We start from the raw sequence: 25,475 nt of genomic DNA on the forward strand, positions 1-25,475 counted from the left end.
TCGATGAAGGTGCTCTCCATCCAGTCCGCCGTCGCCTACGGTCATGTCGGCAACTCCGCCGCCGTCTTCCCGCTCCAGCGCATCGGCGTCGAGGTGCTTCCGGTCTACACGGTGAACTTCTCCAACCACACCGGGTACGGCGCGTGGCGCGGGCCCCTCATCTCTCCCGATGACGTGCGCGACGTGATTCTCGGCATCGAGGAGCGCGGCGTGCTGCCTCAGATCGACGTCGTCCTGTCGGGCTATCAGGGCGGCGAGGGCATCGGCGACGTGATCCTCGACGCCGTGGCGCGGGTGAAGGCCGCGAACCCCGCCGCGATCTACGCGTGCGATCCCGTGATGGGAAACGCGAAGTCCGGATGCTTCGTCGCCCCGGCGATCCCCATCCTCCTGCGCGACCGCGTCGTTCCCGCCGCGGACATCATCACCCCCAACCAGTTCGAACTGGGATTCCTCACCGGCACCGAGCCGAGCGACCTGGATTCGACGCTTACTTCCGTCGACGCGGCGCGTGCGATGGGTCCCTCGACCGTGCTCGTCACGAGCGTCGAGCGACCCGACCGACCCGAGGGCACGATCGAGATGCTGGCGGTCACGGACGACGGTGCCTGGATCGTGCGGACCCCGCGCATCCCCATGAAGGCCAACGGCTCGGGCGACGTCACCGCGGCACTCTTCACGGCCCACTTCACTCGCACGGGCGACGCCGCGGACGCACTCGCGCGAACGACCTCGAGCGTTTTCGACCTGCTCCAGCTCACGCACGACGCCGGAGAGCGCGAGCTGCAACTCGTCGAGGCCCAGGAGGCCTACGCGCACCCGCGGATGCAGTTCGAGGTCACCCGGGTGCGCTGAGTCCGCACGTTATCGCACGCGATGCGTGCGGCGCGGCGGTGGGAGCAGCGGCTCAGGACGCAGCGGGCCAGGCATCCGCGATGGCCCGGCGAACGTCGCCGAGCAACTGCGGAAGCGCTTTCGTGCGCGCGATGATCGGGAAGAAGTTCGCGTCGGTCGCCCAGCGCGGAACGATGTGCTGGTGCAGGTGCCCCTCGACCCCCGCGCCCGCGACCCGGCCCTGGTTCATGCCGATGTTGAAGCCGTCGCACTTCGAGACCTCGCGCAGCACCCGCATCGCGGTCTGTGTGAGCGCGGCGATCTCGTCGACCTCTTCGCGCGTCGCCTCGTCGTACAGGCCGACGTGACGGTACGGGCACACGAGCAGATGACCGGAGTTGTACGGGAACAGGTTGAGCAGAACGTAGGCGGTCTCGCCACGCGCGACGATCAACCCCTCTTGGTCGCTCATCTGCGGGGCGGCATCGAACGGGCAGTCCAGGCGCAGCGGCTCGGGACCCGCCTGGATGTAGGCCATCCGGTGCGGGGTCCAGAGACGCTGGAACTCGTCGGGAACCCCCGCGAGATCGGATGCCGCGATCAGGTCCGGGTCATCTGCGCCCGGGAAAGGATCCGTCACGCGAGGTCCTCGGCCGTCGACACCTGGGCGTGCGACGCGATGGCCGCGACGATCCGCTCGATCGCCTCGTCCACCGGCACACCGTTCGTCTGCGTGCCGTCGCGGAACCGGAACGAGACCGTTCCGCCGGCGCGGTCGGCCTCGCCGACGATCAGCTGCACCGGCACCTTGGCGGTCGTGTGCGTGCGGATCTTCTTCTGCATCCGATCGTCGGAGTTGTCGACCTCGGCGCGGACCTCGCGTTCGCGCAGACGCGCGATCACGTCCTCCAAGTACGGCGCATAGTCCTCGGCGACGGGGATCCCGACGACCTGAACGGGCGAGAGCCACATCGGGAACGCGCCGGCGTAGTGCTCGAGCAGGATGGCGAAGAAACGCTCGATCGACCCGAACAACGCCCGGTGGATCATGATCGGCCGGTGCTTCTCACCGTCCGGCCCGGTGTACTCCAAGTCGAAGCGGTCGGGCAGGTTGGGGTCGACCTGGACGGTCGACAGTTGCCAGGTGCGGCCGATCGCATCCTTCGTCTTCAGGTCGATCTTCGGGCCGTAGAACGCCGCCTCGCCCGGGACCTCGGTCAGTTTGAGCCCGCTCGCCAACGCCACGTTTCGCAGGGCGTTCGTGGAGTAGTCCCAGAATTCCTGGGTGCCGATCCACTTCGAGCTCTCGTCGTCGCGCATCGACAGCTCGAGCTCGAAGTCGTCGAGGCCGAAGTCGCGCAGCATCGAGATGACGAACTCGAGCACGCGGGTGGCCTCGGACTCGAGCTGCTCGGGGGTGACGAACAGGTGCGAGTCGTCCTGGGTGAATCCGCGCACGCGGGTCAGGCCGTGGAGGGCGCCCGAGAGCTCGTTGCGGTAGACGGTGCCGTTCTCGGCCAGGCGCATCGGTAGGTCACGATAGCTGCGCGCACGCTCCTTGTAGATCAGGATGTGCATCGGGCAGTTCATGGGCTTCAGGTAGTAGTCGGTGCCCTGCTTGGTCACCACACCCTCGGCATCGCGCTCCTCGTCCATGCGGATGGGCGGGTACATGCCCTCGCGATAGGTCACCAAGTGGTTCGACTGGAGGAAGAGGTCTTCTTTGGAGATGTGCGGGGTGTACACGTAGGTGTAGCCGCCCGCGATGTGGCGGCGGCGCGCATGCTGTTCCATCTCGCCACGGATGATGCCACCCTTCGGATGCCACACCGACAGACCCGAGCCGATCTCGTCCGGGAACGAGAACAGGTCGAGCTCTTTGCCGAGCTTTCGGTGGTCGCGCTTCGCGGCCTCGGCCAGGCGCTCCTGGTAGGCGCGCAGCTCGTCCTTCGTCGGCCACGCGGTGCCGTAGATGCGCTGCAGCTGCGGGTTCTTCTCACTGCCACGCCAGTAGGCGGCGGCGATGCGGGTCAGCTCCCACCCGTTGCCGAGCATGCGGGTTCCGGGCACGTGCGGGCCGCGGCAGAGGTCCTTCCAGACCGTTACGCCGTCGCGATCGACGTTGTCGTAGATCGTCAGCTCTCCGGCCCCGACCTCGACGCTCGCGCCGTCGGCGGCATTCGACGCGCTCTTCAGATCGATCAGCTCGAGCTTGAACGGCTCGGATGCGAGTTCTGCCCGAGCCTCGTCATCCGTCACCACACGACGCACGAAGCGCTGGCCTTCGCGGACGATGCGCTGCATCTCTTTCGTGATGGCCTTGATCTTCTCGGGCGTGAACGGTTCTGCAACACCGAAGTCGTAGTAGAAGCCGTCCTCGATCGGCGGACCGATGCCGAGGTTCGCCTGCGGGTCGATGCGCTGGACGGCCTGTGCCAGCACGTGGGCGGTGGAGTGTCGCAGGATCGACAGGCCCTCCGGGCTGTCGATCGTGACGGGCTCGATCGCATCCGTCTCGGATACCTGCGTCGCGAGATCCTTCAGCTCACCGTTGACGCGAAGCGCCACCACGGAGCGGTCGGGGAACAGCGCGAAGCCGTCGGCGGGATAGGACACGTCGGGCGATGGGGCGACGTCGGTCACGGGAACTCTCCAGGTGGCTCGGATTTCAGGCTACTCAGCTTCGGGCGCACCGCGCCCCGCCCGCTCAGGCGTTCCGCGTTCGCCCGTCGAGATGCACGCGAACGCAGGCAGCGGCGTGGAAATCCATGGCCCGATTCTAACCGGGGCGGACAGACGCCGGTCCGCGGAGGCATCCTCCCGCGAACCGGCGCCCCGTCATCCGAACTCGGCGTCGCTCAGCGGAACATCATCTTCTCGTACAGCGTCCGCCCCGTGACGTGGTCCTTCAGGTCGACCAGATCGATCTTCAGGTCGAGATCGGCGTTGAAGTCGTAGTACATCGGATGTGAGCCTGCGTGCAGCAGCGCCGACAGACCGTGGCGGGGAGTGGACATGTCGAGCGATTCGATGAGTGTCGGGTTCGTGACGGTCATCGCGATGCTGCCGCGATCGGTCTGCCACGTCCATTCGAGCCGCTCGGGGTACGACTGGTGTCCCGGGCCGCGGACATCCCCGCTCGTCACCAGGCGCAGCGGCAGCAGGTCGTCCGTGATCACGGTCTCGCCCTTGGCCAGGAAGAAGGTCGGGATGTTCATCTCGCCGAGCCCGAGCAGGCCCTTGGTCGTCATCCGCACGTAGACGATCGTGTAGTCGCCGACGTGGGCACGGCCCCAGAACCAATGGTCGAGGAACGACCCCATCAGGTGATTACCCCAGTTGTGATCGTGATACGCGCTGCCCGACGTCTCGGTCGTCGTGCCGCCCTCGGTGATCCGCGCGGTGACCGTGCCGTAAGGCACCGGCACGACCCACGCGAGGTAGTGGGTGCGCTTCGAGTCGAAGTAGGTGATACCGGCACCCGGACGCCAGGACGGTGCGGCGCGCGTGATCGTGACGTCGGCGACCAGGTCGTCGGCCTCGATATGCAGCTCGTAGGTATCGAGATCTCCCGTCACCGTGCTGTTGCCGATCCGCACATCGCAGCGATCCTTCGACGCGCTGAACTGGTCGGCCGGGAACGTCGGGGTCAGGTGGCGGCGCGTGCCATCCGGGAGCTGACGGATCACGAGCAGCGTCGGCGTGAGAGGACCGGATGGGTCTGTGTGGGGCTTGTTCGAGAAGGTCACGACGAGAGTGGACCCGTCGTCGAGCTGGCAGTCGAAGTACCACCACTCGAACGTGCTGTCGGCCGCGTCGGCGGCGCGGTAGCCGTCCTCCCAGACCGCGACGGTGTCGCCCAGGCCGAGCGCGGCGAGGTTCTCTTTCTGGGACACCGCGAGGCTGTCGCGGAAGGCGTCGGTGTCGGGAAGGTCATGGGCCATGGTCATCCTCTCGTCGGGTCCACGTCTGACCCTCGGGGGACAGCCGGGGTCCCGAGGCGACGTGGCGAGTGTCACGCGATCCGCGGCGTTGTGCAGTGGATCGGGGAGCGTGAACGACCACAAGCTATCGCCCGCCCGCGCGCGGGGGAGACACGACACGGCGCGTGGTCGCCAACATCGGGTGACATCTCGGGGCCGCAAGATGGACCATGTGAAACTCGCGATCATGGGCGCCGTCCTGCTCGCGGCGGGTGCCCTCGCGATCGTCACCGGGGTGCTGCCCGCGGGCGACGCGTTCGAGATCTTCGACCGTGTCTGGCCGATCCTGCTGTTCGTCGTGGCCGTCACAGTCGTTGCGGAGCTGGCGTCGATTGCGGGCGTCTTCGACATCGCGGCATCCGTCCTCGCGCGGCTCGGACGGGGCAGAACCTGGGCGCTCTGGTTTCTCGTCGTCGCGCTCGCCGCAGCGGCGACGGCCTTCCTCTCCCTCGACACGACGGCGGTCCTGCTGACGCCGGTCGTGATCTCGGTCGCTCGAGCGCGACGCCTCGACCCCTTGCCGTTCGCCTTCACGACCGTGTGGCTGGCGAACACCGCGTCGCTCGTGCTGCCGGTCTCGAACCTCACGAACCTGCTCGCGGCGCATCGCCTCGGCGATCTCGGCACCCCCGCCTTCGTGGCACTGCTCGGGCCGTCCGCGCTCGTCGCGATCGTGGCATCCGTCGTGCTGCTGGGGCTCTTCTTCCGCGGCGGGCTCGCTGGGCGCTACGGCACCGCTCCCCCGCCACGCGTGCACGATCGGTCACTGCTCATCGCCGCCGGGATGGTCGTCGCGGTTCTGCTTCCGCTGCTCGTCTCGGGATTGGAGCCGTGGGTTCCGGCGGTAGGCGCAGCCGTCGTGCTCGGCGCCGTCTTCCTCTGGCGCTCGCCGCGAACGCTGCGCGTCGGCCTCGTTCCGTGGCAGCTCGTGGTGTTCGCGTCGGGCCTGTTCTTGACGGTCGGCTCCGTCGAGGCCCTCGGGTCGGGCGCGATCGTCACGGCGCTCACGGGAACGGGCGACGATCTGTTCTCGTTATGGCAGGTCGCGGGCATCGGGATGCTGGGGGCCAACGTCACCAACAACCTGCCCGCGTATCTCGCCCTCGAGTCAGCTGCCGGATCACCCGTTCGTCTCGCCGCGCTGCTCATCGGAGTGAACGCGGGGCCCCTGATCACTCCCTGGGCCTCACTCGCGACGCTGCTCTGGCACCAGCGGCTGCACGCACTCGGCGTGGACGTTCCCTGGCGCCGCTACGTGCTGCTCGGCCTCGTGGGCGCGCCCGTGATCGTGGGGCTGGCAGTCATCCCGTTGACGCTCCGATGACGATCACGGCGCGGCCCGGCGAGCTGAGGTGGTCAGGCGAGATCGGGTCGGACCGCGCCAAAACTTCCCCGCGGCTCCGCGTCCTGCTCGATGGGGTCCGCAGTTGTTTCCGCCGTCGCTTCCCTGTTCCCCGGGTCCGTTTGGTGGGGTGCGGTCGGCTCGGGTGCTGATTCGCGCTTGTTCGGATCTGTCATTTCGGGCTCGTTCGGATCTGTCATGTTGTCAGCCGATCAGAAGCCGCACCGAAAGTCAGGGGCCTTGACACGGTCCGCACGCGTGCTCGGGATTCGCCTCGCGCCAGCGAACGGTCGCGAACGGCTTCATCCGCGCCACGGATCGAGCGACATGTGACAGTTCGAGGACAAGCAACACCCCGAATGCAGAAAACCCCCGGAATTCCGGGGGTTTCTCTGTGCGCGATACTGGGATCGAACCAGAATGCGGGAGGATCGCCACTACCCCGTCATTCCGGCGCGATGCCAGTCATAGAGCGGGATCGCGCCCCATCGTGTTAAGGTCAGTAGCGGACACTAAGGGACACGAATTGCCAGCCCTTAGGACACGTTAGGACACGACGTTAGGGGCACGGCATGGCGACGAAGCGCAAGGCCGCGGAGATCACAGACTCGCTCGGTCGCACACGCAAGGCCGAGCGCGCATCGTTCGGCAAGATCCGCGCGACGGCCGGCGGGAAGCGATTCCACGCGAGCTACGTCGGCCCCGACGGCGTGCGCCACAACGCCCCGATGACGTACGACACCCGCGGCGACGCCGAGACGTGGCTGGGCGGCGAGCGTGCGGCCATGGCGTCGGGCTCGTGGACGTCGCCGGGCGCGGGCGCTGCCGCTGCCACCGCGAAGGCGCAGACGCTCGGCCAGTACGCCGAGACGTGGATCGCCGAGCGCACAAACGCGAAGGGAGACAAGCTCAAGCCGCGCACGCGGGAAGAGTACACACGCCTAGCCGCCGGCCCCCTCGCGGATCTCGGCGCCCTCACGCTCTCGGCGCTCACGCCGGCGAAGGTGCGGACGTGGCGCACGGCGCAGATGGACACCGGCAAGAAGACGCAGACGTCGCGCGCGTACGGTCTGCTCAATGCGATCTGCGCGACGGCCGTACTCGACGGGCTGCTCGCGTCCAACCCGTGCGTCGGCATCCGCGGCGGCCAGTCCACCCACACCGGGCGGAAGGTTATCCCTCCCACCGACGAAGAGTTAGACGTGATCCTCGAGGCGATCACGCCCCGCTATCGGGCGCTCGTGATCGTCGCCGCTATCGGCGGCCTTCGCTACGGCGAAGCGACCGCCCTGCGCGCGAAGGACGTCGTCGTCGAGCCGGACGTCGTACGGATCAAGGTCGAGCGTGGTGTCGTGCGCACGTCCAGGGGCATCGTGTCCGGCGATACGAAGAGCGACGCCGGCGTGCGCCCGGTCGCGATCTTCGGGCCGGATGCCGCGATCATCGCCGAGCACGTGCGCGAGAAGATCGGCGATGCCCTGCTCTTCCCGGCGGCCGACGGCGAGGGGTTCCTCGCTCAGTCCGCGTTCTGGCGTCACTGGAATGAGGCGCGAACGGCCGCCGGGCGCGGCGACATGCCGTTTCACGCGCTGCGGCACTACGCCGGCACGAGATACGCCCAGACGGGCGCCACGCTCGCCGAGACGATGAAGCGGCTCGGACACTCGACGCCGGGCGCTGCGATGAGATATCAGCACGGCGGCAACCGCGACGACGAGCTCGCGGCGCGGATGAGTCGCCGGTCGACGACGGCTTAGCACGCCCCTCCGACACAGCAAGAGCCCCCTCGACGAGTGGAACGTCGAGGGGGCTCTCTCATCGCGCGAGGCGCGGAACCTGGGGCGGTGAAAGGATGCCGGAAAGGCGTGCCCCAGGGGTCTATCAGGTGTGGCCGAGGCGCGGGTCGGCCGGGCCGCCCTGCCAGACAACGATGCGGCTTCCGACCGCCGTGAGGTCGGTTGCGCGCACGCCGGGCGCGCGGATCGCGCCGTTGACTTGCGCGTCGGCGAGCACGTTGAGCGAGCCGCCGATCGTGACGTTCCCGGCGAGATACGAAGCGACGTAGGCCGCCACGGTCGAGTTGATCGCGTTCTGGATCTCGATATTCGTCCAGCGCGTCGCCGCCCAGGCGTCGATCTGCGCCTGGATATTCGCGATCAGCGCCTGCAACTTCGCGACCGTCGATCCGAGCGATTCCCCCGACGGGGCCTCGAGAGTGCGAAGCCGCTCCGACGTGCTGTCGAGTTCGTCGATCAGCCAGCCAAGCTCGGAGGGGATCGCGCCCTGTCGCGAGCTACGCATCGGCCGTGCTCATCTCGAGGTCACGGCGTAGCGTGTCAGAGAGTCGCACGAGCGACGCCTCCAGGCGCTCGAAGGCGGCCATGAGATCGGCGCGACTCGGCTCCGTGAGAAGCGCGGGCGCGGCGTTCACGAGTCACCCCGCCGCGTCACGAGCGAGGCCTGCCGGCGAGAGGCCGACGAGCCGCGGCCGGACCGCCCCTCGTCGTCGCCGTATGCCGGCTCGCGCTCGTCGTCGCGGTCCTCGGCGACCTCCTCCGCGCGGGTGACGAGCGCGGCCTGGCGCTCGCTATTCGACTTCTTCGCCTGTCGGCGGGTGAGCTCCCTCTCGAGGGCGTTCTTACGGTCTTCGAGTGCATCTCGCGTGGTCACGGTCGGATTCCTTTCGTAGGGGTGATCGGTGTTTCGGGGTTGAGGCGGCCGTGCTGAGTGAGCCAGACGACGGCCGCCGCCCGGTTCGCTGCGAGGGTGTGGCCGTGGTCGTAGAGGTCGCAGTAGCCGGCGGCCGCGCATTCGGGGAAGAGGCGCGAGTGGGCGTCCGGGAGATCGCGGCACTTCCCGCAGACGATCGCGCCGGTCGCCGCCTCGCGCTCTTCCGGCGACGAGACGGGCGGGAGCGCGGAGAGAGGCGTGAGGACCGTATGCCACGCCCTCGCCGGGATCTCGCGATCGCATAGGACGCACAAGAAGGGAGGGTGCGCGTAGGGGTTCGTGGAGGTCATTCGTCGTCTCCGTCCGTGATGTATGGGTAGAACACGCCGTCCTTCTGGTAGCCGGCGGGGCCGACGGCGGGGCCTCGGCGACGTCTGCGCGGCTTCTCCGGCTTCGGGGGCTCGATATCCGCGGGCGGCGCTTCGGGCGCGGGAGACGGGCGCGTGGCGCGCGGCTGGTCGTCTCCCATGCCGGCTGCTGCGCGGTGGAGGGCGTAGCGGTCGACGACCGGGCGCTTCGCCGCCTTCCTGCGGTCGCGTTCGGCGATTGTGATGATCGCGAAGAGAAGCGGGAGCTCGGCGACCGGTGCCGGCTTCGCATTCGGGCGCTGCCGTCGCGCCTCGAGGTAGTAGGCATCCGCCCACGCCTTGCGCTCGAGGACCGTCATCCGATCCCACTTCGCGAGCGCCTTCGCTTTGCGGCGATCCCACTTCGCGGCGCTCCGGGCCTTCTCGGCGTCGAGTTTCGCCTGCGTCATCCCCGGCTGCGCGAGGCGCGTCCGGTCGAGAAGGGCGATCGTCTCGAGCATCTGCTGGAGGGCCTCGTCCGGCTTCTCTTCCTCCCTCTTGCTACTCGGCTTACGCATCGTCCGCACCGGCCTTGATCGTGAGGCCGAGCATCCGCACCCGCGCGGCATCCGCGGCGAGAATCGTCCGGTAACAGGCGTTGCGCTCGGCGATCGTCTCCGCGCTCGCAAGGTCGATATTCGCCTGCCGGATGATCTGGTCCTGGCGATCCTCGACCTCTGCGCGGATGAGGTCGGGATCCTGCTGCCCCAGAAGGTGCTCGTATCCGACGCGCGCGAGTTCTTCGACCTCGACCTGGGTACGGCCGAGCGAGCGAGCGATCGTGCCCCATCCTGTCCCGGTGCGCCGGAGGGCGATCGCGCGGACCGCGTCTTCTACGTCGCGTTCGCGCATGCGCGCGGCGGCCTTCTCGATCTCGCCGGCCTTCTTCTTGCCGCTCACGAGGTCACCCCCAGCGCGACGACGGCGCCTAGGCCCGTGCACGTCCCCGAACACTTGCCGTGGGAGTGTGCGACGCGCTCGCGCTCGCGGCATTCCGTGGCCGCCTCGAGCGTCGGGAACAGGTCGACGTTGTTCCACACGGTGCCGTATGGATCGACGCAGACGTGGTGATACGCGAACCGCCCCGACGTGCCGCCCTCCCAGCCGAAGCGGACATGACGATCGGCGAGCGCGCATTTCACCCACGCCTCGATCGTCCGATGCTTTGACGCGCACCGGCACCGGCTGTAGCCGTTCGCGCGCAGAATGGCGAGCGCGCGCCGGCCGAGCGCACTCACGCTTCCACCTCGTCGTCCTCGTCCTCGTCGCCGAGATCATCGAGGCTGTCGTCGTCGCCCTCGGCTTCCGCCTTTGCGGCCTGCGCGGCGGCCTTCTCGTCCGCCTTGAGATCGTCCAGGATCTCCGTCGCGTAACCGATCGCCGTGTTGAGGTTCGACTGCGCCTCGGCGACGTACAGGCCGGGAGCGCCGCCCATGCCGCCCGACCGTGCCGTCGGCGGAACGGGAGCGAACTCACCCCCAGCGCGCACGTGGCCGAGTGCCGCGAGGATCGCGAGGGAGCCGCTGAGCTGCGTCTCGGCCTTCCGGGCGATGCCGGCGGCACTCGCGAGGGAGAGGACCGCGGCGTCGGCGGCCGTCCGGGCCTCGGCCGCGAGCGCCGGCGCGTGATGCTCGACGGCGCTCGCGTATGCGAACCGCTTCGCCTGTAGGTTCGCGATCGCGACCTCCCAGTCGAGATCGAGGTCGCCGAGGCGCTCTTCGGCTGCGCGCGCCTTCTTCTTGAGCTTCTTGGCCTCCCCTGCGTCGCCGCCCTTCTGGCCGGCTTCGGCCGCTGCGAGCCGAGCGTCCTCGGCGTAGCGCACGGGGTCACCCTGCGCGGCCGCGCGCTCGCGGTTGATCGCGACGAACGCGACGTGCGCCTCGAAGAGGGCCTCGCTCGCCGCGGTGACCGCCTTGACGTCGGCGCCGACGATGACGGGGACGCGGTTATGCATGCCGCCGTGGCTGGTGTAGGTCAGATCCTGAGTGTGCACTTCGTTCTCCTAGTTGGTGTGGTGGGTTGGTGTGACGAATGAATCGAGGACGGCCTCGTTCGGCCGCAATCCGACGCCGAGCCAGACGCGGGCGGACGTGCCGCCAATCGTGCGCTCGGCGTACTGCACGCGGTTTCGCGTGAAGATCTCGTGCGACTTGAGGCGCGACGTGATGAGCCGCTGCGACCATGCCGTGTGACCGTTGGACGAGAGCCAGGCGCGGAACCGCTCGGCGAGCCCTGTCGTCGATACGATCGCGTCGGGCCCGAAGACGAGGGAGTCGTTCGCGAAGGCCATGACGAGATCCGACGTCGCGCGTAGTGCGTCCGTGTCGTCGAGGACGCGCGCCGGCGGCTCAGGCGTGCGCATGCCGGCGTCATACCAGCGACGGGCACCCTCGATTACCCACGCGAGGACCGCGGCGTCACGGCCGCCCCTGCCGCTTTCGAGTCGCGAGCGCAGGCGACGGTCGGCTTTACGCTGCCCGTCGCCGACCGGCTCGTTCACGTAGCGATAGGGGAAGCGCACGAAGGCGAGCCGCCTCCACGTCCCGTGATCCGTCTCGGCGATCTCCGGCTCGTAATTCGTGCTCATCATGAGCGTGTGCGTCGGGATGAACTCGACGTAATCGCGATAGAGCCGCCGGCCCTTGAGCGTCGGCGTTCCGATCGTGTCTTTCAGCCGCTTGACGCTGAGCCGCCGCCCTTCGGGAAGCTCTTCCGAGATCGCGAGGCGTACGCCTTGGAGACTCATGATCTCGAGCGGGGTATCTCCCGGCGCTGCGAGCAGCAGACGCTCCGGGGCGACGATCGCGTAGTCGCCGAGTGCTCGGAGTAGCGCGGCGAAGTACGTCGACTTGCCGTTCTCGCCCGTGCCCTGGCCGATGATGAGACGGTCGTCGTCGGGCGTGTGCCCGGTCGCCGCCTGGCCGGCGCGGATCTGCATCCAGTCCCGCGTCTTCTTCGGTAGCGCCTCGAGCGCCGTCTCCCAGTCCTCATGCGCCGCTCCCGGCTTGTACGGGGCGCGCGTGACCTTCGTGAGAAGAAGGGCGGGGTCGTGCGGGCGGACCTCGCCCGTCGGCAGGTGAACGATGCCGCTCGGCGTGTTGAGGACGTCGGGATCGGCGTCGAAGGCGTCGGCGCTGCGCTCGAGAATGCCTCGGATGAGTTGCGCCGCGTTGACGATCGTTGTCTTCCGGCGAAGCCAGACGGCCACGCGGTCCTCGCGGCGCCGGTAGTGATCGGCGCCGAGGTCTTCCAGATACGCGCGCACGAGTTCGAGGACGTGCTCATGGCTCACGTCTGCCCAGCGCATCCCGTCGTACTTGAGCCAGCCGCCGGCGACGAACGAGAGCACGTCGCGGAAGTGATCGGCGACGACGACCGGAAGGTTCGCGTCGTCGAGGGAGCCGATCGGATCGGCCACACTCTCGCGCTCCGCTTTGCGCTTCTCGATCGCTTCGGGCTTGTTCCGTCGACGGATCGCCTTCCGCTCCGCCTTCGAGAGGGCGATCGTCCTCGGCGGGAGTCCGAGACGACGGATCGAGCCCTGCAGCGCGTTGTCCCAGTGCCGGCCGGCATCCGGCCAGCCGGCGGCGTACGTCTCGCGGCCAGCGTCGAGGGCGACTCCTACGCCGGGATGCCCCTTCACGCCGAGCCCGACGAGCTCCGTCACCGCCGCGAGCATGTCGGGGTGCTGCATGCCCTCGCTCGTGATCGTCTCGAGCGCGGCCTGCACTTCTGGCGACGGCATCCCATCGGCGAGGCGTTCGCGCAGCGCGTTCTCGTCGGCCGATGGTGCTCGATCGATGCCGTCGGCACCGGGCGCGCCGCCCTGTGCCTTCGTGACGAGCATCCAGTCGGGCGCCGCGGTGAGCTTCGGCGCCTTCTTGAGCGCGGGACCGTAGTAGACCATGAGGCCGCCGCCGGATCGAATGTCGATCCCTTCGAGCCTGTCGCCCTCGTAGACGAGTCCGGCCGTGATCGTGAGGTCGATGCCCTCGGGGGCGGCGTAGACGTGGTGACGGGCGCCCTCGCGTTGCGTGGGATAGGTGAACGTGTCCGGCGGGGTGAGTCCCTTCGCCGCGAGGCTGTCGTCGCCGCCGGGGTCTACGTCGAGCACGACAATGCGGGCCGCTCCGGCGTAGACGCCGATCCATTGTCCACGACGCCACTCCGCACGGATCTTCGTCTCATCGGTCGTCGCCCAGTCCTTCCACGAGGTGCCCTTCGGGACGGCGGGCACCTTCGAGCGCTTGCCGTCGGGGGCCTCGTAGATCGTCACGGGGAAGACAGGCCAGCCGACCTTCGCGAGGGAGACGGCTACGTCGATCGTGTTCGAGGGCGCGGCGACCTTCGCGCCGCGGTCGGCGGTCACTCGGCGCCCCGGTTCCGGAACGCGGCCTCGGCTGCGCGGGCGGCCGCCTCGCGTGCCAGACGCAGGGCGAGGCGCTTCTTCTGCATCCGATTGTCGTAGACACGGCCGGGGAATCGCTCGTCGACGACGGTCAGCCAGAAGGCCTCCTCCTCGTCGCTGAGCGGCTTCGGCGTCGACACACGAGGCGGCAGGCCCTGCTCGGCCCGGCGTGCGTCATCCTTCGCCGTGCGCGCTGCGCGGACGCGGCGCATCTGCTCCCGCATCTCGTCCTCAGTCAGACTCGCGGCGCGGGCGTATCCGCCGATCACGCCGAGGGCGCGCATCTCTTCGCGGGTCCGCTTCCGGCGCGGCTCGCAGACGGCGGGATCGACGGCGGCCTTCTCCGGATGCCGGCGCTCGGCGCGGGCGCTCATCGAGCGGCCCTCGCGACGCTGAGCGGACGCCCGGCGATTGAGTCGAGGTCAACGCGGATACGTCGCGGCGAGATCCGCTCGGCGTAGATAGCGCCGCGCGAGATCTCGCGTCTGATCGTCCGGGCGGAGACTGTCGCCTCGGCGGCGGCATCTTCGACGGTCCCCCATCGGGGACGCTGAGCGGGAGGTGTGTGTGACAAGGGAAAGCCCCTAGGCGTGAGGAATCTCTCCCCGCCTAAGGGCTTAGGTGGCCGAGCGTCTTATATCCCGGGCTCTGCCCCCCGGCTATTCGGTTATCGGATTACGAGACGTCCGCGCGACTCGCGTCGCGCTTCGAGCTCGGGATACAGGGACGCGCCGCGCACTCGATAGTCGGAGCCGCACGGGCACACGAAGCGGTGCCGATAGTTGACGCCCGACGGCTGCGCGAACAAGTCGCCCGTCGTCCAGGCCTCAGCCGTTGCATCCTGCCGAAGCCAAGGCAACCCCTGCGCTTCGGACGTGACGATGCCGACGCGGCGGGGCTTGTGCCCCTTGCCGCAGTACACCGTCACCTGATCCATGCTCACACCGTAGCACGATGCGGCCCGACATGTAACCAACGCGCCGAGAAAAGTACCCGGTCAGAGGGCCTATCGGCTAGTGGCCGAGAGACGATCGTTAGAGGTCGTCACGAGGGCCCCGAAATGACCTCACCACGCTTGCCACACTTCATCTGGTACTTCCTCACACGAAGGATTTATTTAGGAAAGTTACCTAGAGAAGTGTGGCAAGCGTGGTGAGCACCGTTAGAACCCCGGAAACACGCGGATTGTCGCTAAGAGCCGAGATCCGCCGAAACTAGCGCAGGGCGTTTCCGCCGGCTCGCGCGGCGCCGTGTGCACTGTCGCCCGTGGAGTGCTGCGGAGGGGAGCTCGAGCGGGGCTCGTCGTGGCGCCGCTGCTTCGTAACTATGCGTCGTGGCCACCCTAACGAGAGGGCGGAGGGAGAGGCCCTCTATCGAGTCCGATCGTCGCACCTAAGGGCACGCTTAGGACACACGCTCTCCCGTAAACGCGAAAACCCCCGAGTTACCAGGGGTTTTCTCAGTGCGCGATACTGGGATCGAACCAGTGACCTCTTCCGTGTCAGGGAAGCGCGCTACCGCTGCGCCAATCGCGCCCACAAGGGGATTCAGTTGTGAATGGAGTGCTTGGAGGTGGCGACGGGATTCGAACCCGTGTAAACGGCTTTGCAGGCCGGTGCCTAGCCGCTCGGCCACGCCACCGTGTGGTTTGACCCCACGTGCCGTACGCTCCCCTGGATTTCTCCGGGACAGAACACTGCACTCGAGCGGATGACGAGACTCGAACTCGCGACCCCAACCTTGGCAAGGTTGTGCGCTACCAACTGCGCTACATCCGCGTGGGCCCCATCGTGCGGGGCGCCTCAATGACTTTAGCTGATCGTCGACGCCTCGACAAACCAGACCGGCTACACGCGTGTCGCGGCGGCACGTTCGGTCGGGCGCACCGCGATCCGGTATCATCGTGAACCGGCCCCAAGAGTCCTGGGGCGATTGGCGCAGTTGGTAGCGCGCTTCCTTCACACGGAAGAGGTCGTCGGTTCGAGTCCGGCATCGCCCACGTCAAGCCCCCGATGAACTCGGGGGCTCTTTCGTTTGCCAGCACGCCCAGACCCGACGAACTACTGCGGCACCGTCCAGCCGTAACGCACGCGCAAGACGCCCGCGACCTTCGCGAAGCGCGCACGATCGAGCGCCGCGGCCTCGCGCCGCATTCCGTCCATGTGCACCGCGTACACCTTGCCCAGATCGAGCCACGACGGTCGCCCGCGCGCATCCCACGGTCCCGGCCCCAGCGCCAAGTAGCTCGCGTCACCGTCGCGCGGTGTGCCGGTCAGCCGAAGCGCGTAGAACCAGTCCCCCGCTGCCCGCGCGATGACGAGCACGGGCCGATCCTTGCCCCGCCCGTCGTTCTCGACGTACGGCACCCAGGTCCAGACGATCTCTCCCGCGTCGGGCGCGCCATCCGAATCCGGCGCATATTCCAGCACGAGCGTGCGGGGTGGCACGACTGCCCGTGTCGCGAACGCTCCTGCGCTCCCGGGGATCGCGTCTGGCGCCCCCACGCGGCCCGAGCCACTCCGCCCTGCCGGACGGTGAAAGAGACGCCTCAGCGCGCCCAGGATGCCTCTGCGCTCCGCCATCCGGGAACTCTACCGACACCGGGCACGCCGAAGGGGCGCCGCGATCGCTCGCGACGCCCCTCCGAATCGTGCTGTGTCAGACCGGAGTGTCAGGCCCTGGTGTCGGCGAGGACGTAGCCCTCTTCGCCGTGAACGATCGTGTCGACGCCCGCGATCTCGTCTTCGTTCTTGATCCGGAAGCCCATGGTCTTCTGGATCGCGAAGCCGATGATGTACGCGAGAACGAACGAGTAGATCATGACCGAGAACGCGGCGATCGCCTGAACCAGCAGCTGCGTCGCATCGCCCGTGAAGAACAGGCCCGTGCTCGTGGCGAAGAAGCCGATGTACAGCGTTCCGATGAGACCACCGACGAGGTGGATACCCACGACGTCGAGCGAGTCGTCGAAGCCGAGCTTGTACTTCAGCTCCACCGCGAGGGCGCAGACGGCACCGGCGATGACACCGAGCAGGATTGCCCAGATCGGGTCGACCGCGGCGCAGGCGGGGGTGATGGCGACGAGACCAGCGACGGCACCGGAGGCGGCACCGACCGACGTCGGCTTGCCGTCCTTGATCTTCTCGACGATCAGCCACGCGAGCAATGCGGCGGCGGGAGCAGCGATCGTGTTGACGAACGCGAGCGCAGCGGTTCCGTCAGCGGCCAGTTCCGAACCGGCGTTGAAGCCGAACCATCCGAACCACAGCAGCCCCGCGCCCAGGAGGACGAACGGCGGGTTGTGGGGGACGTGAACGCCCTTCTGGAAGCCGACACGCTTGCCGAGCACCAGGGCGAGGGCCAGAGCCGCCGCACCAGCGTTGATGTGGACAGCAGTTCCACCGGCGAAGTCGATCGCGCCGACTCCGAACCAGGTCTGCATGCCGTAGGTGATCCAGCCGCCATAAGCGAAGCTTCCATCGTCGGCCAGGCCGAAGTTGAAGACCCAGCTCGCGACCGGGAAGTAGACGACCGTCGCCCAGATTGCGGCGAAGACCATCCATGCTCCGAACTTCGCGCGATCCGCGATGGCTCCGGAGACGAGTGCGACCGTGATGATGGCGAACGTGGCCTGGAAGGCGACGAATGCCAGCGGCGGGTACGCGGCGCCCTCAGGCGTCTCGAGGAGGCTGTCGAGGCCGATAGCCGACCAGTCGATGGCCCACGGGGCCACGATGCCCTCTGCACCGGGGAATGCCACGGCGTAGCCGTAGACCACCCACAGCACGCCAATAAGTCCCATAGCGCCGAAGCTGAGCATCATCATGCTGATGACGCTCTTGGCCTTGACCAGACCGCCATAGAAGAATGCAAGTCCGGGCGTCATCAGCAGGACGAGTGCCGCTGCTATGAGGATGAATGCGGTGTTGCCTTGATCCATCTCGAAGTGAACCTCTCTGCAGGGACGCAGTTGTAGCGTCGGGTGTCCCCAGTCTGGACAGAGATGGTTACGGCCGCGGTGGGATCGATGTTTCGCGCAGGTTACGCAACGCGCTCCCCGGTAAACATCGCGTTTCGCAGATCTTCCAGAAAACGGTGAATCGCCCTCCAGGGGCCCGTCTTTATGCCGCTGTGGAGGCGATGAGGCGCGAAACGGCCCTCAGATACTTCTTGCGGTACCCACCGGCGAGCATTTCGTCCGGGAACACCGTGTCGAGAGAGGCGCCCGTGGCCCGGATCGGCACCTGCGCGTCGTACACCCGGTCGATGAAAGCCACGAAGCGCAGCGCGGCCGATTGATCGGTGAGCGGCGCGACGTTTCGCAGGCCGACGACGTCGACGTTCTCGATGAGGCGGATGTACCGCGACGGGTGCACGCGAGCGAGATGCGCGACCAGCGCCTCGAAGTCGTCATCCGACACCACGCCGCTGCGCGAAGCATCCGCTATCGCCGCTTCGTACGCGGCATCGGCCAGCACCTCGGCGTGCCCGTCGAGCTTGCGCTGACGGTAGTCGACGCCGTCGATGCGGATCGTCTGAAAGCTCGCGGCCATGGCGTGGATCTCACGCAGGAAGTCCTGCGCCGCGAACCGACCCTCACCGAGCGCATTGGGCGGGGTGTTGCTCGTCGCGGCGAGTTTGGTGCCGGATGCCACGAGCTCTCCGAGCAGCCGCGTCATGACCATGGTGTCACCCGGGTCGTCCAGCTCGAACTCGTCGATGCAGAGCAGGTCCGCACCCCGGAACAGCTCGACCGTGTTCTTGTAGCCCATGGCCCCGACGAGTGCTGTGTACTCGATGAACGACCCGAAGTACTTCCGCCGCGCGCGCATGCCGTGATAGATCGCCGCGAGAAGGTGCGTCTTTCCGACACCGAACCCGCCATCGAGATAGACGCCGGGCTTGACCTCGGGCAGCTTCTTCGCCCGCGAGAACAGGCCCCCGCGCTTCGGTGCTTCGGACAGCCCCGAGAATGCGATGAGGGTGTCTTTGGCCTCTTGCTGCGACGGATAGTCCGGATCGACGCGGTACGTCTCGAACGTCGCCCGATCGAACTGCGGCGGCGGGACGAGGTGCGAAACCATCTCGGCGCCCGTCAGCGCGGGTTCGCGGTCGGCCAGGTGAACGATGCCCGTGGCGGTCGAAGCAGACATCCGGTCCTTGGTGTGTGTCAGAAGCGGCACGGCAGCATGCGTCGTGTCACATACCGACGAGGAGCATCCACGCCCCCGCCAGCCGATCTAGGGTTCTTGGAGACGGTTTCCACCCTATCCCCGCCGCGGCGGCCATCCGCCCCGCGACGATAGTGGTGCCCGTCCCCGAGACAGAGGAGACATGAGATGACTGCCGAGACCGACACGTCGAACCCGAAGTTCCAGGCGTACGCCAACCCCGGACGCCTCGTGACGGGTGACTGGCTCGAGCACCGCCTCGGGCAGCCGGGACTCGTCGTCGTGGAGTCGGACGAAGACGTGCTCCTGTACGAAACGGGTCACATCCCGGGAGCGGTCAAAGTCGACTGGCACACCGAGCTGAACGATCCGGTGGTGCGCGATTACCTCGATGGCGCCGGTTTCGCCGAGCTGCTCAGCCGCAAGGGCATCAACCGAGACGACACGATCGTGATCTACGGCGACAAGAACAACTGGTGGGCCGCCTACGCGCTCTGGGTGTTCTCGCTGTTCGGCCACGAAGACGTGCGTCTGCTCGACGGCGGTCGCGATCGGTGGATCGCCGAGGGCCGGCCCATGACGACGGATGCCCCTGCCATCACGCCGACCGACTATCCGGTCGTCGAGCGCGACGACTCGACGCTGCGCGCTTACAAGGACGATGTCCTCGCGCACCTCGGCAACCCGCTCATCGACGTCCGCTCGCCGGAGGAGTACTCGGGTGAGCGCACCTCGGCCCCCGCGTACCCCGAAGAGGGCGCGCTGCGCGCCGGACACATCCCGTCGGCGCAGAGCGTCCCGTGGGCGAAGGCCGTGGCAGAGGATGGCACGTTCCGCTCCCGCGCCGAACTCGAGGACGTCTACCTCGCCGGCGCCGGTCTGACGCCCGGCGACGAGGTCGTCGCGTACTGCCGCATCGGCGAGCGGTCGAGTCACACGTGGTTCGTCCTCAAGCACCTGCTCGGCTTCGAGAACGTGCGCAACTACGACGGTTCGTGGACCGAATGGGGCAGCGCGGTGCGCGTCCCGATCGCCACCGGCGCCGAGCCCGGAGAGGTTCCCGCGCGGCGCTGACCGGCCGCCCACGGCACACACCGTGGCAGACTTTCGGGGTGAGCGACGACAACCTTCCCGAGACCCTCGCCGAGATCCGCGAGGACTTTCTCGGGCTGCCCGAACCCGAGCGGCTCCAACTGCTGCTGGAGTTCTCGAACGAGCTCCCGGCGGTGCCCGAGAAGTACGACGGGCACCCCGAGCTCGCCGAGCGGGTCGCCGAATGCCAGTCGCCGGTCTACATCATTCTCGACATCGAGGACGACGGACTCGTGGCCATGCACGCGACGGCGCCGCAGGAGGCCCCGACGACACGCGGCTTCGCGAGCATCCTGGTGCAGGGAATCTCGGGGCTCACTCCCGAGCAGGTGCTCGCGATTCCGGATGACTACCCCCAGAGCATCGGGCTGACCCGGGCCGTGTCGCCGCTTCGCATCGCCGGGATGACGGGCATGCTGATCCGCGCGAAGCGCCAGGTCCGCGCGAAGCTCGCGGCGTGAACATGACCGAGACGCTGAACATGCCCGAGGGCGTGCCCCCATCCGAGAACGCGCTGGTCACCGAGCTCGTCCCTCGGACGCTCGCGGAAGCGGATGTCTCGACCGCCGATGGCCGCGCGTGGCTCGAGGCCGTCTACTCCCCCGAACCCGCCAACCGCGTGCGTCTGAACATGATCACGAGCCTCACGGGGTCGGCCGTCGGCTCCGATGGGACGAGCGAGACCCTCACCAGCCCTGTCGACCGCGCGATCCTCGGGATCATCCGGGGCGCCGCCGACGTCGTCCTGGTCGGTGCGTCCACCGTGCGCGCCGAGGGATACCTCGCGCCGCGCACCGCCGCGCTCGCCATCGTGACGACGACGGGACGCCTGGACGGGCACCGTCTCGGTGCCGAGGATGGCCGCGCGGGACGCATCCTGCTCGTCTGCCCCGCGGGCCGGAAGTCGGCGGTCGTGGCCGAACGTGACGCGCAGGGCGTCGACGCCGAGGTGATCGCGGTACCGGGCGACGCCGACCTCGATCCGAGCGCGATTCTGGACGCCCTGGGCACGCACGGGCTCGAGCGGGTCGTCTGCGAGGGCGGACCGACGCTTGCGTCGCGCTTCGTCGACGCGCGAGCGATCGACGAACTGTGCGTGACCGTGGCGCCCGTCGTCGGCCCGGCACCGAGCCCGTTCCTCCGCATCGAGAGCGGTGCCCAGGCATCCGTGCACGGGATGCTCGTGGACGGCGCCGGGTTCAGCTACCTGCGCCTGCGGCGGACCTGACGTCCAGAGCCTCGACCCACTCGGTGATGGCGCGCGTCCACCTGTCCTGGTCGTAGTTCCACAGCTTGGTGTGACGGGCCGTATCGAACACCTCGAGGGTGACGAGGTCCGGTCGCGCGAGCGCGAGCGCGTGAGACCCGCCCGACGGCACGAAGCCGTCCTCATCGCTGTGCAGGAGGAGGATCGGATGCCTGAGCTCGTCCGCCCTGCTGACGATGTCGAGACGATCCAGCGGAATGCGCTCGCTGGGGCCGCGCACGGGTCCGCCCCAATCGGAGGAGAGCGCGCTGATCGCGAAGCTGATCACGGGCTTCGGCACGTGCAGCAGACCGGCCTGGTAGCGCAGGACCTCCGGCCAGTCGATCGCGGGCGATTCGAGGATGAGCCCCACGATCTTCTCGCGGTGGGCCGAGTTCAGATCGAGCTGCAGCGCGATCTGGCCGCCCATCGACCATCCCATGAGGATGATCTCGCGCGCGCCCCGCCGGAGGGCGAAGGCCACAGCGGCGTCGACATCCCGCCACTCCGTCGCCCCGAGCGTGTAGGTGCCCTGCTTGCTGCGGGGCGCTTCTCCATCGTTGCGGTACGACACCGCGAGCGAGGTGTACCCGAGGTCGCGGAAGACCGGCACCGCGCGGAGCGCCTCGGACCGGGCCGAACCGCGTCCGTGGATCTGGATGACCCAGCGGTCCGTATCGCCTGGCGCGGGGAAGAGCCACGCCGGGCACGGTCCGATGGACGTGCCGATGACCTCGTTCGTGAACGGAACCTGGAGCTGCTCGGGACGATCGAAATACCACCCGCTGAAGGCGGCCTCGGCGTCCAGCTTCGCGTCCACGTCGATGTGGGTGAGCAGCTTGCGGGTGACCGCCGTGTCGGACTGCGCGAGAACCGTGCCCAGCTTGAGGTAGCTCTCGGTTCCCGAGGTGAACAGACCGTACCGCCCGGGCAGAGAGGTGTCGTCCGTTCGCGACAGGGTGATCGTCTGCGCCGCCGTGTCGAGCGAGAGGATTCGCGTGTCCGCGACGCGTGCCGCTGGCGTCACGACCCGACGAGCCAGGCGACTGGCGACGAAGGCGGATGCGACGCCCAGCGTGACGAGTGAACCCGTCAGAATCGCCGATACGATCCGCAGGGCCACTGCTAGGCGTCCGTTCGCGCGCGCGGCGCGCCTGGGGGTGATCATCGAGGCCCCACTCTAGTCTGTCGACGTGATCGCCGATCCCCCCGACCCCGGCGCTCCGCCCCTCTCGCCGCTCTTCGAACGTGCTGTGGCTGATGTGCGCGGAACGCTGTTCCGTGACGACCTGACGGTGCGTGAGATCCCCGCACCACAGGGCCTCGCGCCCGAGGCGATCGCCCTGTCCGGCGACGTGCGTCAGCAGGATCACGATGCCGACTCCCCCTACGGCACGGGTCGGCTCATCCTGCTGCACGATCCCACCGAGCCGCCCGCCTGGCGCGGACCGCTGCGCATCGTCTGCTTCGCGCAGGCCCCCCTCGAGACCGACATCGGCGTCGATCCGATGCTCGCGGACGTCACCTGGTCGTGGCTCGTGGATGCCCTCGACTCGCGCCACGCGCGCTACACGGCCGCATCCGGCACCGCGACGAAGATCCTCTCCAAGGGATTCGGCGGACTCGAGGATGAAGGGGACGGCGCACAGATCGAGCTACGTGCATCCTGGTCGCCCGAACCCGGCGACCTCACCGCGCACATCGAGGCGTGGGCTGAGCTACTCTGCATGCTTGCGGGCCTGCCTCCGGGCTCAGAAAACATCGAACTTCTCGCGGCGCACCGATTTCTCGCGAACGACAGGGGGTCACGTGACTGAACACGTGAGTGCCAGTACCTCGACGACCGCCGTTCATCGCGTGATCGACACGCCAGAGGGCCTTGCCGAGGCATCCGCGCTGCTCGCGCAGGGTCACGGTCCCGTCGCCGTCGACGTCGAGCGGGCGTCGGGCTTCCGCTACTCCCAGCGCGCCTACCTGATCCAGGTGTTCCGCCGGGATGGCGGGCTGCACCTGATCGATCCGCCGGCGGTCGGCGATCTCTCGTCCCTGCAGGATGCGATCGGTTCCGAGGAGTGGGTCCTGCACGCCGCGAGCCAGGACCTGCCGTCGCTGCGCGAGGCCGAGCTCCTACCGCCCCGCATCTTCGACACCGAGCTCGCGTCACGGCTGCTCGGGCGCGAGCGCGTCGGGCTCGGCGCCGTCGTCGAGGACGTGCTCGGTATCACCCTCGCCAAGGCGCACTCCGCGGCCGATTGGTCGACCCGGCCATTGCCGGACTCCTGGCTCGAGTATGCCGCCCTCGATGTGCTGCACCTGATCGATGTGCGTGACGCCCTCGTCGACGAACTCGCCGAACAGGGCAAGACCCGCATCGCAGAGGAAGAGTTCCAGGCCGTCCTGGATCGTCCCGCCCGACCTCCGCGCGAGGACCCCTGGCGTCGCCTCAGCGGCCTCCACACGGTTCGCGGGCGCCGTTCGCTCGCCGTGGCACGCGAACTCTGGCAGGCCCGCGAGGAGTATGCGCAAGAAGTCGACACGTCGCCCGGCCGGCTGCTGCCCGATCGAGCGATCGTCGCCGCTGTCATCGCGGATCCGGCCAGCAAGTCCGCTTTGGCTGCGCTGAAGGACTTCACCGGTCGCGCGAGCCGCAGCCAGCTGGACCGGTGGTGGGCGGCTTTCGAACGGGGACGCGCCGAAACCGTTCTGCCTGTCGAGCGCGTTCCCGGCGAAGGGCCTCCTCCCCCGCGCGCCTGGGCGGATCGCAACCCCGAGGCCGACGCTCGTCTCAAGGCCGCGCGAGTCGCGGTCGACGCGATCGCGACCGAGCTCGGCATGCCCGTCGAGAACCTGCTGACCCCCGATCTGCTGCGTCGTGTCGCGTGGACTCCGCCCGACGTCGCCGACGCCGAGAGCATCGGTTCCGCACTGAGCGCGCTCGGAGCACGAGCCTGGCAAGTTGAAGAGACCGCACAGGCTATCGCCGATGCCTTTGTCGCTGCGGCACAACCGCCCGTCGAGGCACCGGAAGTCCCTTCGTAGATTCGGGCCAACCGATTCGGGTCGCTCGAGGCACATTCGTAGGCTGAGGAAAACCCCAAATCTGGAGGCAGTGTGGCCGTGAATTCGGACGTCTATTTCGTCGATGGTGTGCGTACCCCGTTCGGACGTGCCGGCGAAAAGGGCATGTACTGGAATACCCGCGCCGACGACCTCATCGTCAAGGCGATGATCGGTCTGATGGAGCGCAACCCCGGGGTGCCGGGCGAGCGGATCGATGACGTCGCGATCGCGGCGACGACGCAGCAGGGCGATCAGGGCCTGACCCTCGGGCGCTCGGCGGCGATCCTCGCGGGTCTGCCGCTATCCGTTCCCGGCTTCGCGATCGACCGCATGTGTGCCGGTGCGATGACGAGCGTCACGACCCTGGCCGGCTCGATCGGCATCGGGATGTATGACCTCGCGATCGCGGGCGGCGTCGAGCACATGGGTCGGCACCCCCTCGGCATCGGGGCCGACCCGAACCCACGCTTCCTCACCGAGCGCCTCGTTTCGGCGGACGCCCTCAACATGGGTGTCACCGCCGAACGCATCCACGACCGGTTCCCGCACCTCACCAAGGAGCGGGCGGACCGCTTCGGGATGCTGAGCCAGCACAAGGTGCAAGCGGCGTACGACGCGGGTCTGATCCAGCCCGACCTCGTCCCCGTCGCTATCAAGGACGCCGACGGCGCCTGGGGGCTCGCCACGGAAGACGAGGGACGCCGTCCCGAGACCACGATGGAGGGACTCGCGGCTCTCAAGACGCCCTTCCGCCCCCACGGCCGCGTGACGGCGGGAACGTCGTCGCCCCTGACGGATGGCGCCACGGTCAGCCTCCTCGCCGGCGGCGCCGCCGCGAAAGAACTCGGGCTCGAACCGAAGATGAAGCTCGTATCGTTCGCTTTCGCGGGTGTGCAGCCCGAGATCATGGGCATCGGTCCGGTGCCCTCGACCGAGAAGGCCCTCAAGAAGGCCGGGCTCACGATCGACGACATCGGTCTGTTCGAGCTCAACGAGGCCTTCGCCATTCAGGTGCTGTCGCTGCTCGATCATTTCGGCGTCGCCGATGACGACCCCCGGGTCAACCCGTGGGGCGGCGCGATCGCGGTCGGACACCCGCTCGCCGCATCCGGCGTCCGCCTGATGATCCAGCTGGCGGCACAGTTCAAGACCCGTCCGGACGTGCGCTACGGGCTGACGGCCATGTGCGTGGGACTCGGCCAGGGTGGCTCCGTCATCTGGGAGAACCCCTACTTCGACGGCAAGAAGCGGAAGTGACCGGA

Annotated in this window: 27 protein-coding genes and 4 tRNA genes; 10 read left to right on the forward strand and 21 right to left on the reverse strand. The window is 68.2% G+C overall.

Going from position 1 to position 25,475, the window contains the following annotated elements; genetic code table 11:
* Positions 1-3 precede the first annotated feature (3 nt).
* Positions 4-855: a pyridoxal kinase PdxY gene (pdxY, locus tag C2868_RS07440; RefSeq protein ID WP_103663098.1), complete on the forward strand. Its 852-nt coding sequence runs from the start codon at positions 4-6 to the stop codon at positions 853-855.
* Positions 856-907: 52 nt separating this feature from the next.
* Here the strand turns inward: pdxY and C2868_RS07445 are convergent, their stop codons facing one another.
* From C2868_RS07445 to C2868_RS07455, 3 genes are all read right to left on the reverse strand, one after another.
* Complete coding sequence (locus C2868_RS07445; RefSeq protein ID WP_232711170.1) at positions 908-1,474, reverse strand: HIT domain-containing protein; 567 nt, start codon at positions 1,472-1,474, stop codon at positions 908-910.
* A complete protein-coding gene (thrS, locus tag C2868_RS07450; RefSeq protein WP_100810700.1) occupies positions 1,471-3,477 on the reverse strand; it encodes a threonine--tRNA ligase in 2,007 nt (668 codons plus the stop codon). The genes C2868_RS07445 and thrS overlap by 4 nt, the downstream gene beginning before the upstream one ends.
* 215 nt (positions 3,478-3,692) lie before the next feature.
* Entirely contained in the window at positions 3,693-4,778 is a 1,086-nt protein-coding gene (locus C2868_RS07455; RefSeq protein ID WP_100810699.1) for a hypothetical protein, read from the reverse strand.
* A 202-nt stretch (positions 4,779-4,980) separates the two neighbouring features.
* On the opposite strand from C2868_RS07455, the gene C2868_RS07460 reads away from it, so the two are divergent.
* Positions 4,981-6,141, forward strand: a complete 1,161-nt coding sequence (locus C2868_RS07460; RefSeq protein ID WP_100810698.1) for an SLC13 family permease — start codon at positions 4,981-4,983, stop codon at positions 6,139-6,141.
* A 590-nt stretch (positions 6,142-6,731) separates the two neighbouring features.
* Positions 6,732-7,916 carry a tyrosine-type recombinase/integrase gene (locus C2868_RS07465; protein ID WP_103663099.1) on the forward strand — a complete coding sequence of 395 codons (1,185 nt, stop codon included), beginning with the start codon at positions 6,732-6,734 and terminating at the stop codon, positions 7,914-7,916.
* Between the two features lie 124 nt (positions 7,917-8,040).
* On the opposite strand, the gene C2868_RS07470 is transcribed toward C2868_RS07465, so the two are convergent.
* The 14 genes from C2868_RS07470 to C2868_RS07535 form a co-directional block, all read right to left on the reverse strand.
* A complete protein-coding gene (locus C2868_RS07470) occupies positions 8,041-8,460 on the reverse strand; it encodes a hypothetical protein (protein WP_103663100.1) in 420 nt (139 codons plus the stop codon).
* The gene (locus C2868_RS17400; protein ID WP_181003382.1) at positions 8,453-8,590 is read right to left on the reverse strand and encodes a hypothetical protein; all 138 of its coding nucleotides are present in this window, start codon (positions 8,588-8,590) and stop codon (positions 8,453-8,455) included. The genes C2868_RS07470 and C2868_RS17400 overlap by 8 nt, the downstream gene beginning before the upstream one ends.
* Positions 8,587-8,829, reverse strand: a complete 243-nt coding sequence (locus C2868_RS07475; RefSeq protein WP_103663101.1) for a hypothetical protein — start codon at positions 8,827-8,829, stop codon at positions 8,587-8,589. Before C2868_RS07475 ends, C2868_RS17400 begins: the two co-directional genes overlap by 4 nt.
* On the reverse strand, positions 8,826-9,179 hold the full coding sequence (locus C2868_RS07480; protein ID WP_103663102.1) for a hypothetical protein: 354 nt from the start codon (positions 9,177-9,179) through the stop codon (positions 8,826-8,828). Before C2868_RS07480 ends, C2868_RS07475 begins: the two co-directional genes overlap by 4 nt.
* The gene (locus C2868_RS07485) at positions 9,176-9,754 is read right to left on the reverse strand and encodes a hypothetical protein (protein ID WP_146048019.1); all 579 of its coding nucleotides are present in this window, start codon (positions 9,752-9,754) and stop codon (positions 9,176-9,178) included. The genes C2868_RS07480 and C2868_RS07485 overlap by 4 nt, the downstream gene beginning before the upstream one ends.
* On the reverse strand, positions 9,747-10,136 hold the full coding sequence (locus C2868_RS07490; RefSeq protein ID WP_103663104.1) for a hypothetical protein: 390 nt from the start codon (positions 10,134-10,136) through the stop codon (positions 9,747-9,749). The genes C2868_RS07485 and C2868_RS07490 overlap by 8 nt, the downstream gene beginning before the upstream one ends.
* Positions 10,133-10,474: a hypothetical protein gene (locus tag C2868_RS07495; RefSeq protein ID WP_103663105.1), complete on the reverse strand. Its 342-nt coding sequence runs from the start codon at positions 10,472-10,474 to the stop codon at positions 10,133-10,135. The genes C2868_RS07490 and C2868_RS07495 overlap by 4 nt, the downstream gene beginning before the upstream one ends.
* Positions 10,471-11,229 carry a hypothetical protein gene (locus C2868_RS07500; RefSeq protein WP_103663106.1) on the reverse strand — a complete coding sequence of 253 codons (759 nt, stop codon included), beginning with the start codon at positions 11,227-11,229 and terminating at the stop codon, positions 10,471-10,473. Before C2868_RS07500 ends, C2868_RS07495 begins: the two co-directional genes overlap by 4 nt.
* Positions 11,230-11,238: 9 nt before the next feature.
* Positions 11,239-13,605: a phage/plasmid primase, P4 family gene (locus C2868_RS07505; RefSeq protein ID WP_103663107.1), complete on the reverse strand. Its 2,367-nt coding sequence runs from the start codon at positions 13,603-13,605 to the stop codon at positions 11,239-11,241.
* Complete coding sequence (locus C2868_RS07510) at positions 13,602-14,018, reverse strand: hypothetical protein (RefSeq protein ID WP_103663108.1); 417 nt, start codon at positions 14,016-14,018, stop codon at positions 13,602-13,604. Before C2868_RS07510 ends, C2868_RS07505 begins: the two co-directional genes overlap by 4 nt.
* Before the next feature lie 293 nt (positions 14,019-14,311).
* Positions 14,312-14,581 (reverse strand): hypothetical protein, encoded by a 270-nt coding sequence (locus tag C2868_RS07520; RefSeq protein ID WP_103663110.1) that lies wholly within the window; start codon positions 14,579-14,581, stop codon positions 14,312-14,314.
* A gap of 526 nt (positions 14,582-15,107) precedes the next feature.
* A tRNA-Val gene (locus tag C2868_RS07525) sits at positions 15,108-15,179 on the reverse strand.
* Between the two features lie 32 nt (positions 15,180-15,211).
* Positions 15,212-15,285: transfer RNA gene (locus C2868_RS07530), tRNA-Cys, on the reverse strand.
* Positions 15,286-15,349: 64 nt separating this feature from the next.
* Positions 15,350-15,422 (reverse strand) — tRNA-Gly (locus C2868_RS07535).
* Positions 15,423-15,570: 148 nt separating this feature from the next.
* On the opposite strand from C2868_RS07535, the gene C2868_RS07540 reads away from it, so the two are divergent.
* Positions 15,571-15,643 (forward strand) — tRNA-Val (locus C2868_RS07540).
* A 61-nt stretch (positions 15,644-15,704) separates the two neighbouring features.
* On the opposite strand, the gene C2868_RS07545 is transcribed toward C2868_RS07540, so the two are convergent.
* From C2868_RS07545 to zapE, 3 genes are all read right to left on the reverse strand, one after another.
* Positions 15,705-16,226, reverse strand: a complete 522-nt coding sequence (locus tag C2868_RS07545; RefSeq protein ID WP_100810697.1) for a type II toxin-antitoxin system PemK/MazF family toxin — start codon at positions 16,224-16,226, stop codon at positions 15,705-15,707.
* An 89-nt stretch (positions 16,227-16,315) separates the two neighbouring features.
* The gene (locus C2868_RS07550; RefSeq protein WP_100810696.1) at positions 16,316-17,584 is read right to left on the reverse strand and encodes an ammonium transporter; all 1,269 of its coding nucleotides are present in this window, start codon (positions 17,582-17,584) and stop codon (positions 16,316-16,318) included.
* 181 nt (positions 17,585-17,765) lie between these two features.
* Positions 17,766-18,797 carry a cell division protein ZapE gene (gene zapE / locus C2868_RS07555; protein ID WP_100811315.1) on the reverse strand — a complete coding sequence of 344 codons (1,032 nt, stop codon included), beginning with the start codon at positions 18,795-18,797 and terminating at the stop codon, positions 17,766-17,768.
* Positions 18,798-18,983: 186 nt separating this feature from the next.
* Between zapE and C2868_RS07560 the strand changes: the two genes are divergently transcribed.
* Genes C2868_RS07560 through C2868_RS07570 form a run of 3 tightly spaced genes read left to right on the forward strand, consistent with a single transcriptional unit; the run spans position 18,984 to position 21,135 of the window.
* Positions 18,984-19,889, forward strand: coding sequence for a sulfurtransferase (locus tag C2868_RS07560; protein WP_100810695.1), 906 nt, complete (start codon positions 18,984-18,986; stop codon positions 19,887-19,889).
* Between the two features lie 38 nt (positions 19,890-19,927).
* On the forward strand, positions 19,928-20,368 hold the full coding sequence (locus tag C2868_RS07565) for a SufE family protein (RefSeq protein ID WP_232711169.1): 441 nt from the start codon (positions 19,928-19,930) through the stop codon (positions 20,366-20,368).
* A 2-nt stretch (positions 20,369-20,370) separates the two neighbouring features.
* Entirely contained in the window at positions 20,371-21,135 is a 765-nt protein-coding gene (locus tag C2868_RS07570; RefSeq protein WP_232711228.1) for a dihydrofolate reductase family protein, read from the forward strand.
* Here the strand turns inward: C2868_RS07570 and C2868_RS07575 are convergent.
* Positions 21,107-22,321, reverse strand: coding sequence for a S9 family peptidase (locus tag C2868_RS07575; RefSeq protein WP_100810693.1), 1,215 nt, complete (start codon positions 22,319-22,321; stop codon positions 21,107-21,109). The genes C2868_RS07570 and C2868_RS07575 overlap by 29 nt on opposite strands.
* A 25-nt stretch (positions 22,322-22,346) precedes the next feature.
* On the opposite strand from C2868_RS07575, the gene C2868_RS07580 reads away from it, so the two are divergent.
* From C2868_RS07580 to C2868_RS07590, 3 genes are all read left to right on the forward strand, one after another.
* Positions 22,347-22,970 (forward strand): DUF3000 domain-containing protein, encoded by a 624-nt coding sequence (locus C2868_RS07580; protein WP_258034418.1) that lies wholly within the window; start codon positions 22,347-22,349, stop codon positions 22,968-22,970.
* Positions 22,971-22,974: 4 nt separating this feature from the next.
* Positions 22,975-24,192, forward strand: coding sequence for a ribonuclease D (locus C2868_RS07585; RefSeq protein ID WP_374935765.1), 1,218 nt, complete (start codon positions 22,975-22,977; stop codon positions 24,190-24,192).
* A gap of 72 nt (positions 24,193-24,264) precedes the next feature.
* Complete coding sequence (locus tag C2868_RS07590; RefSeq protein ID WP_100810692.1) at positions 24,265-25,470, forward strand: thiolase family protein; 1,206 nt, start codon at positions 24,265-24,267, stop codon at positions 25,468-25,470.
* The last annotated feature ends 5 nt before the right edge of the window (positions 25,471-25,475 follow it).

Origin of the sequence: Microbacterium sp. CJ77 (genome assembly GCF_002911615.1) — a bacterium.
Classification (GTDB): Bacteria; Actinomycetota; Actinomycetes; order Actinomycetales; family Microbacteriaceae; genus Microbacterium.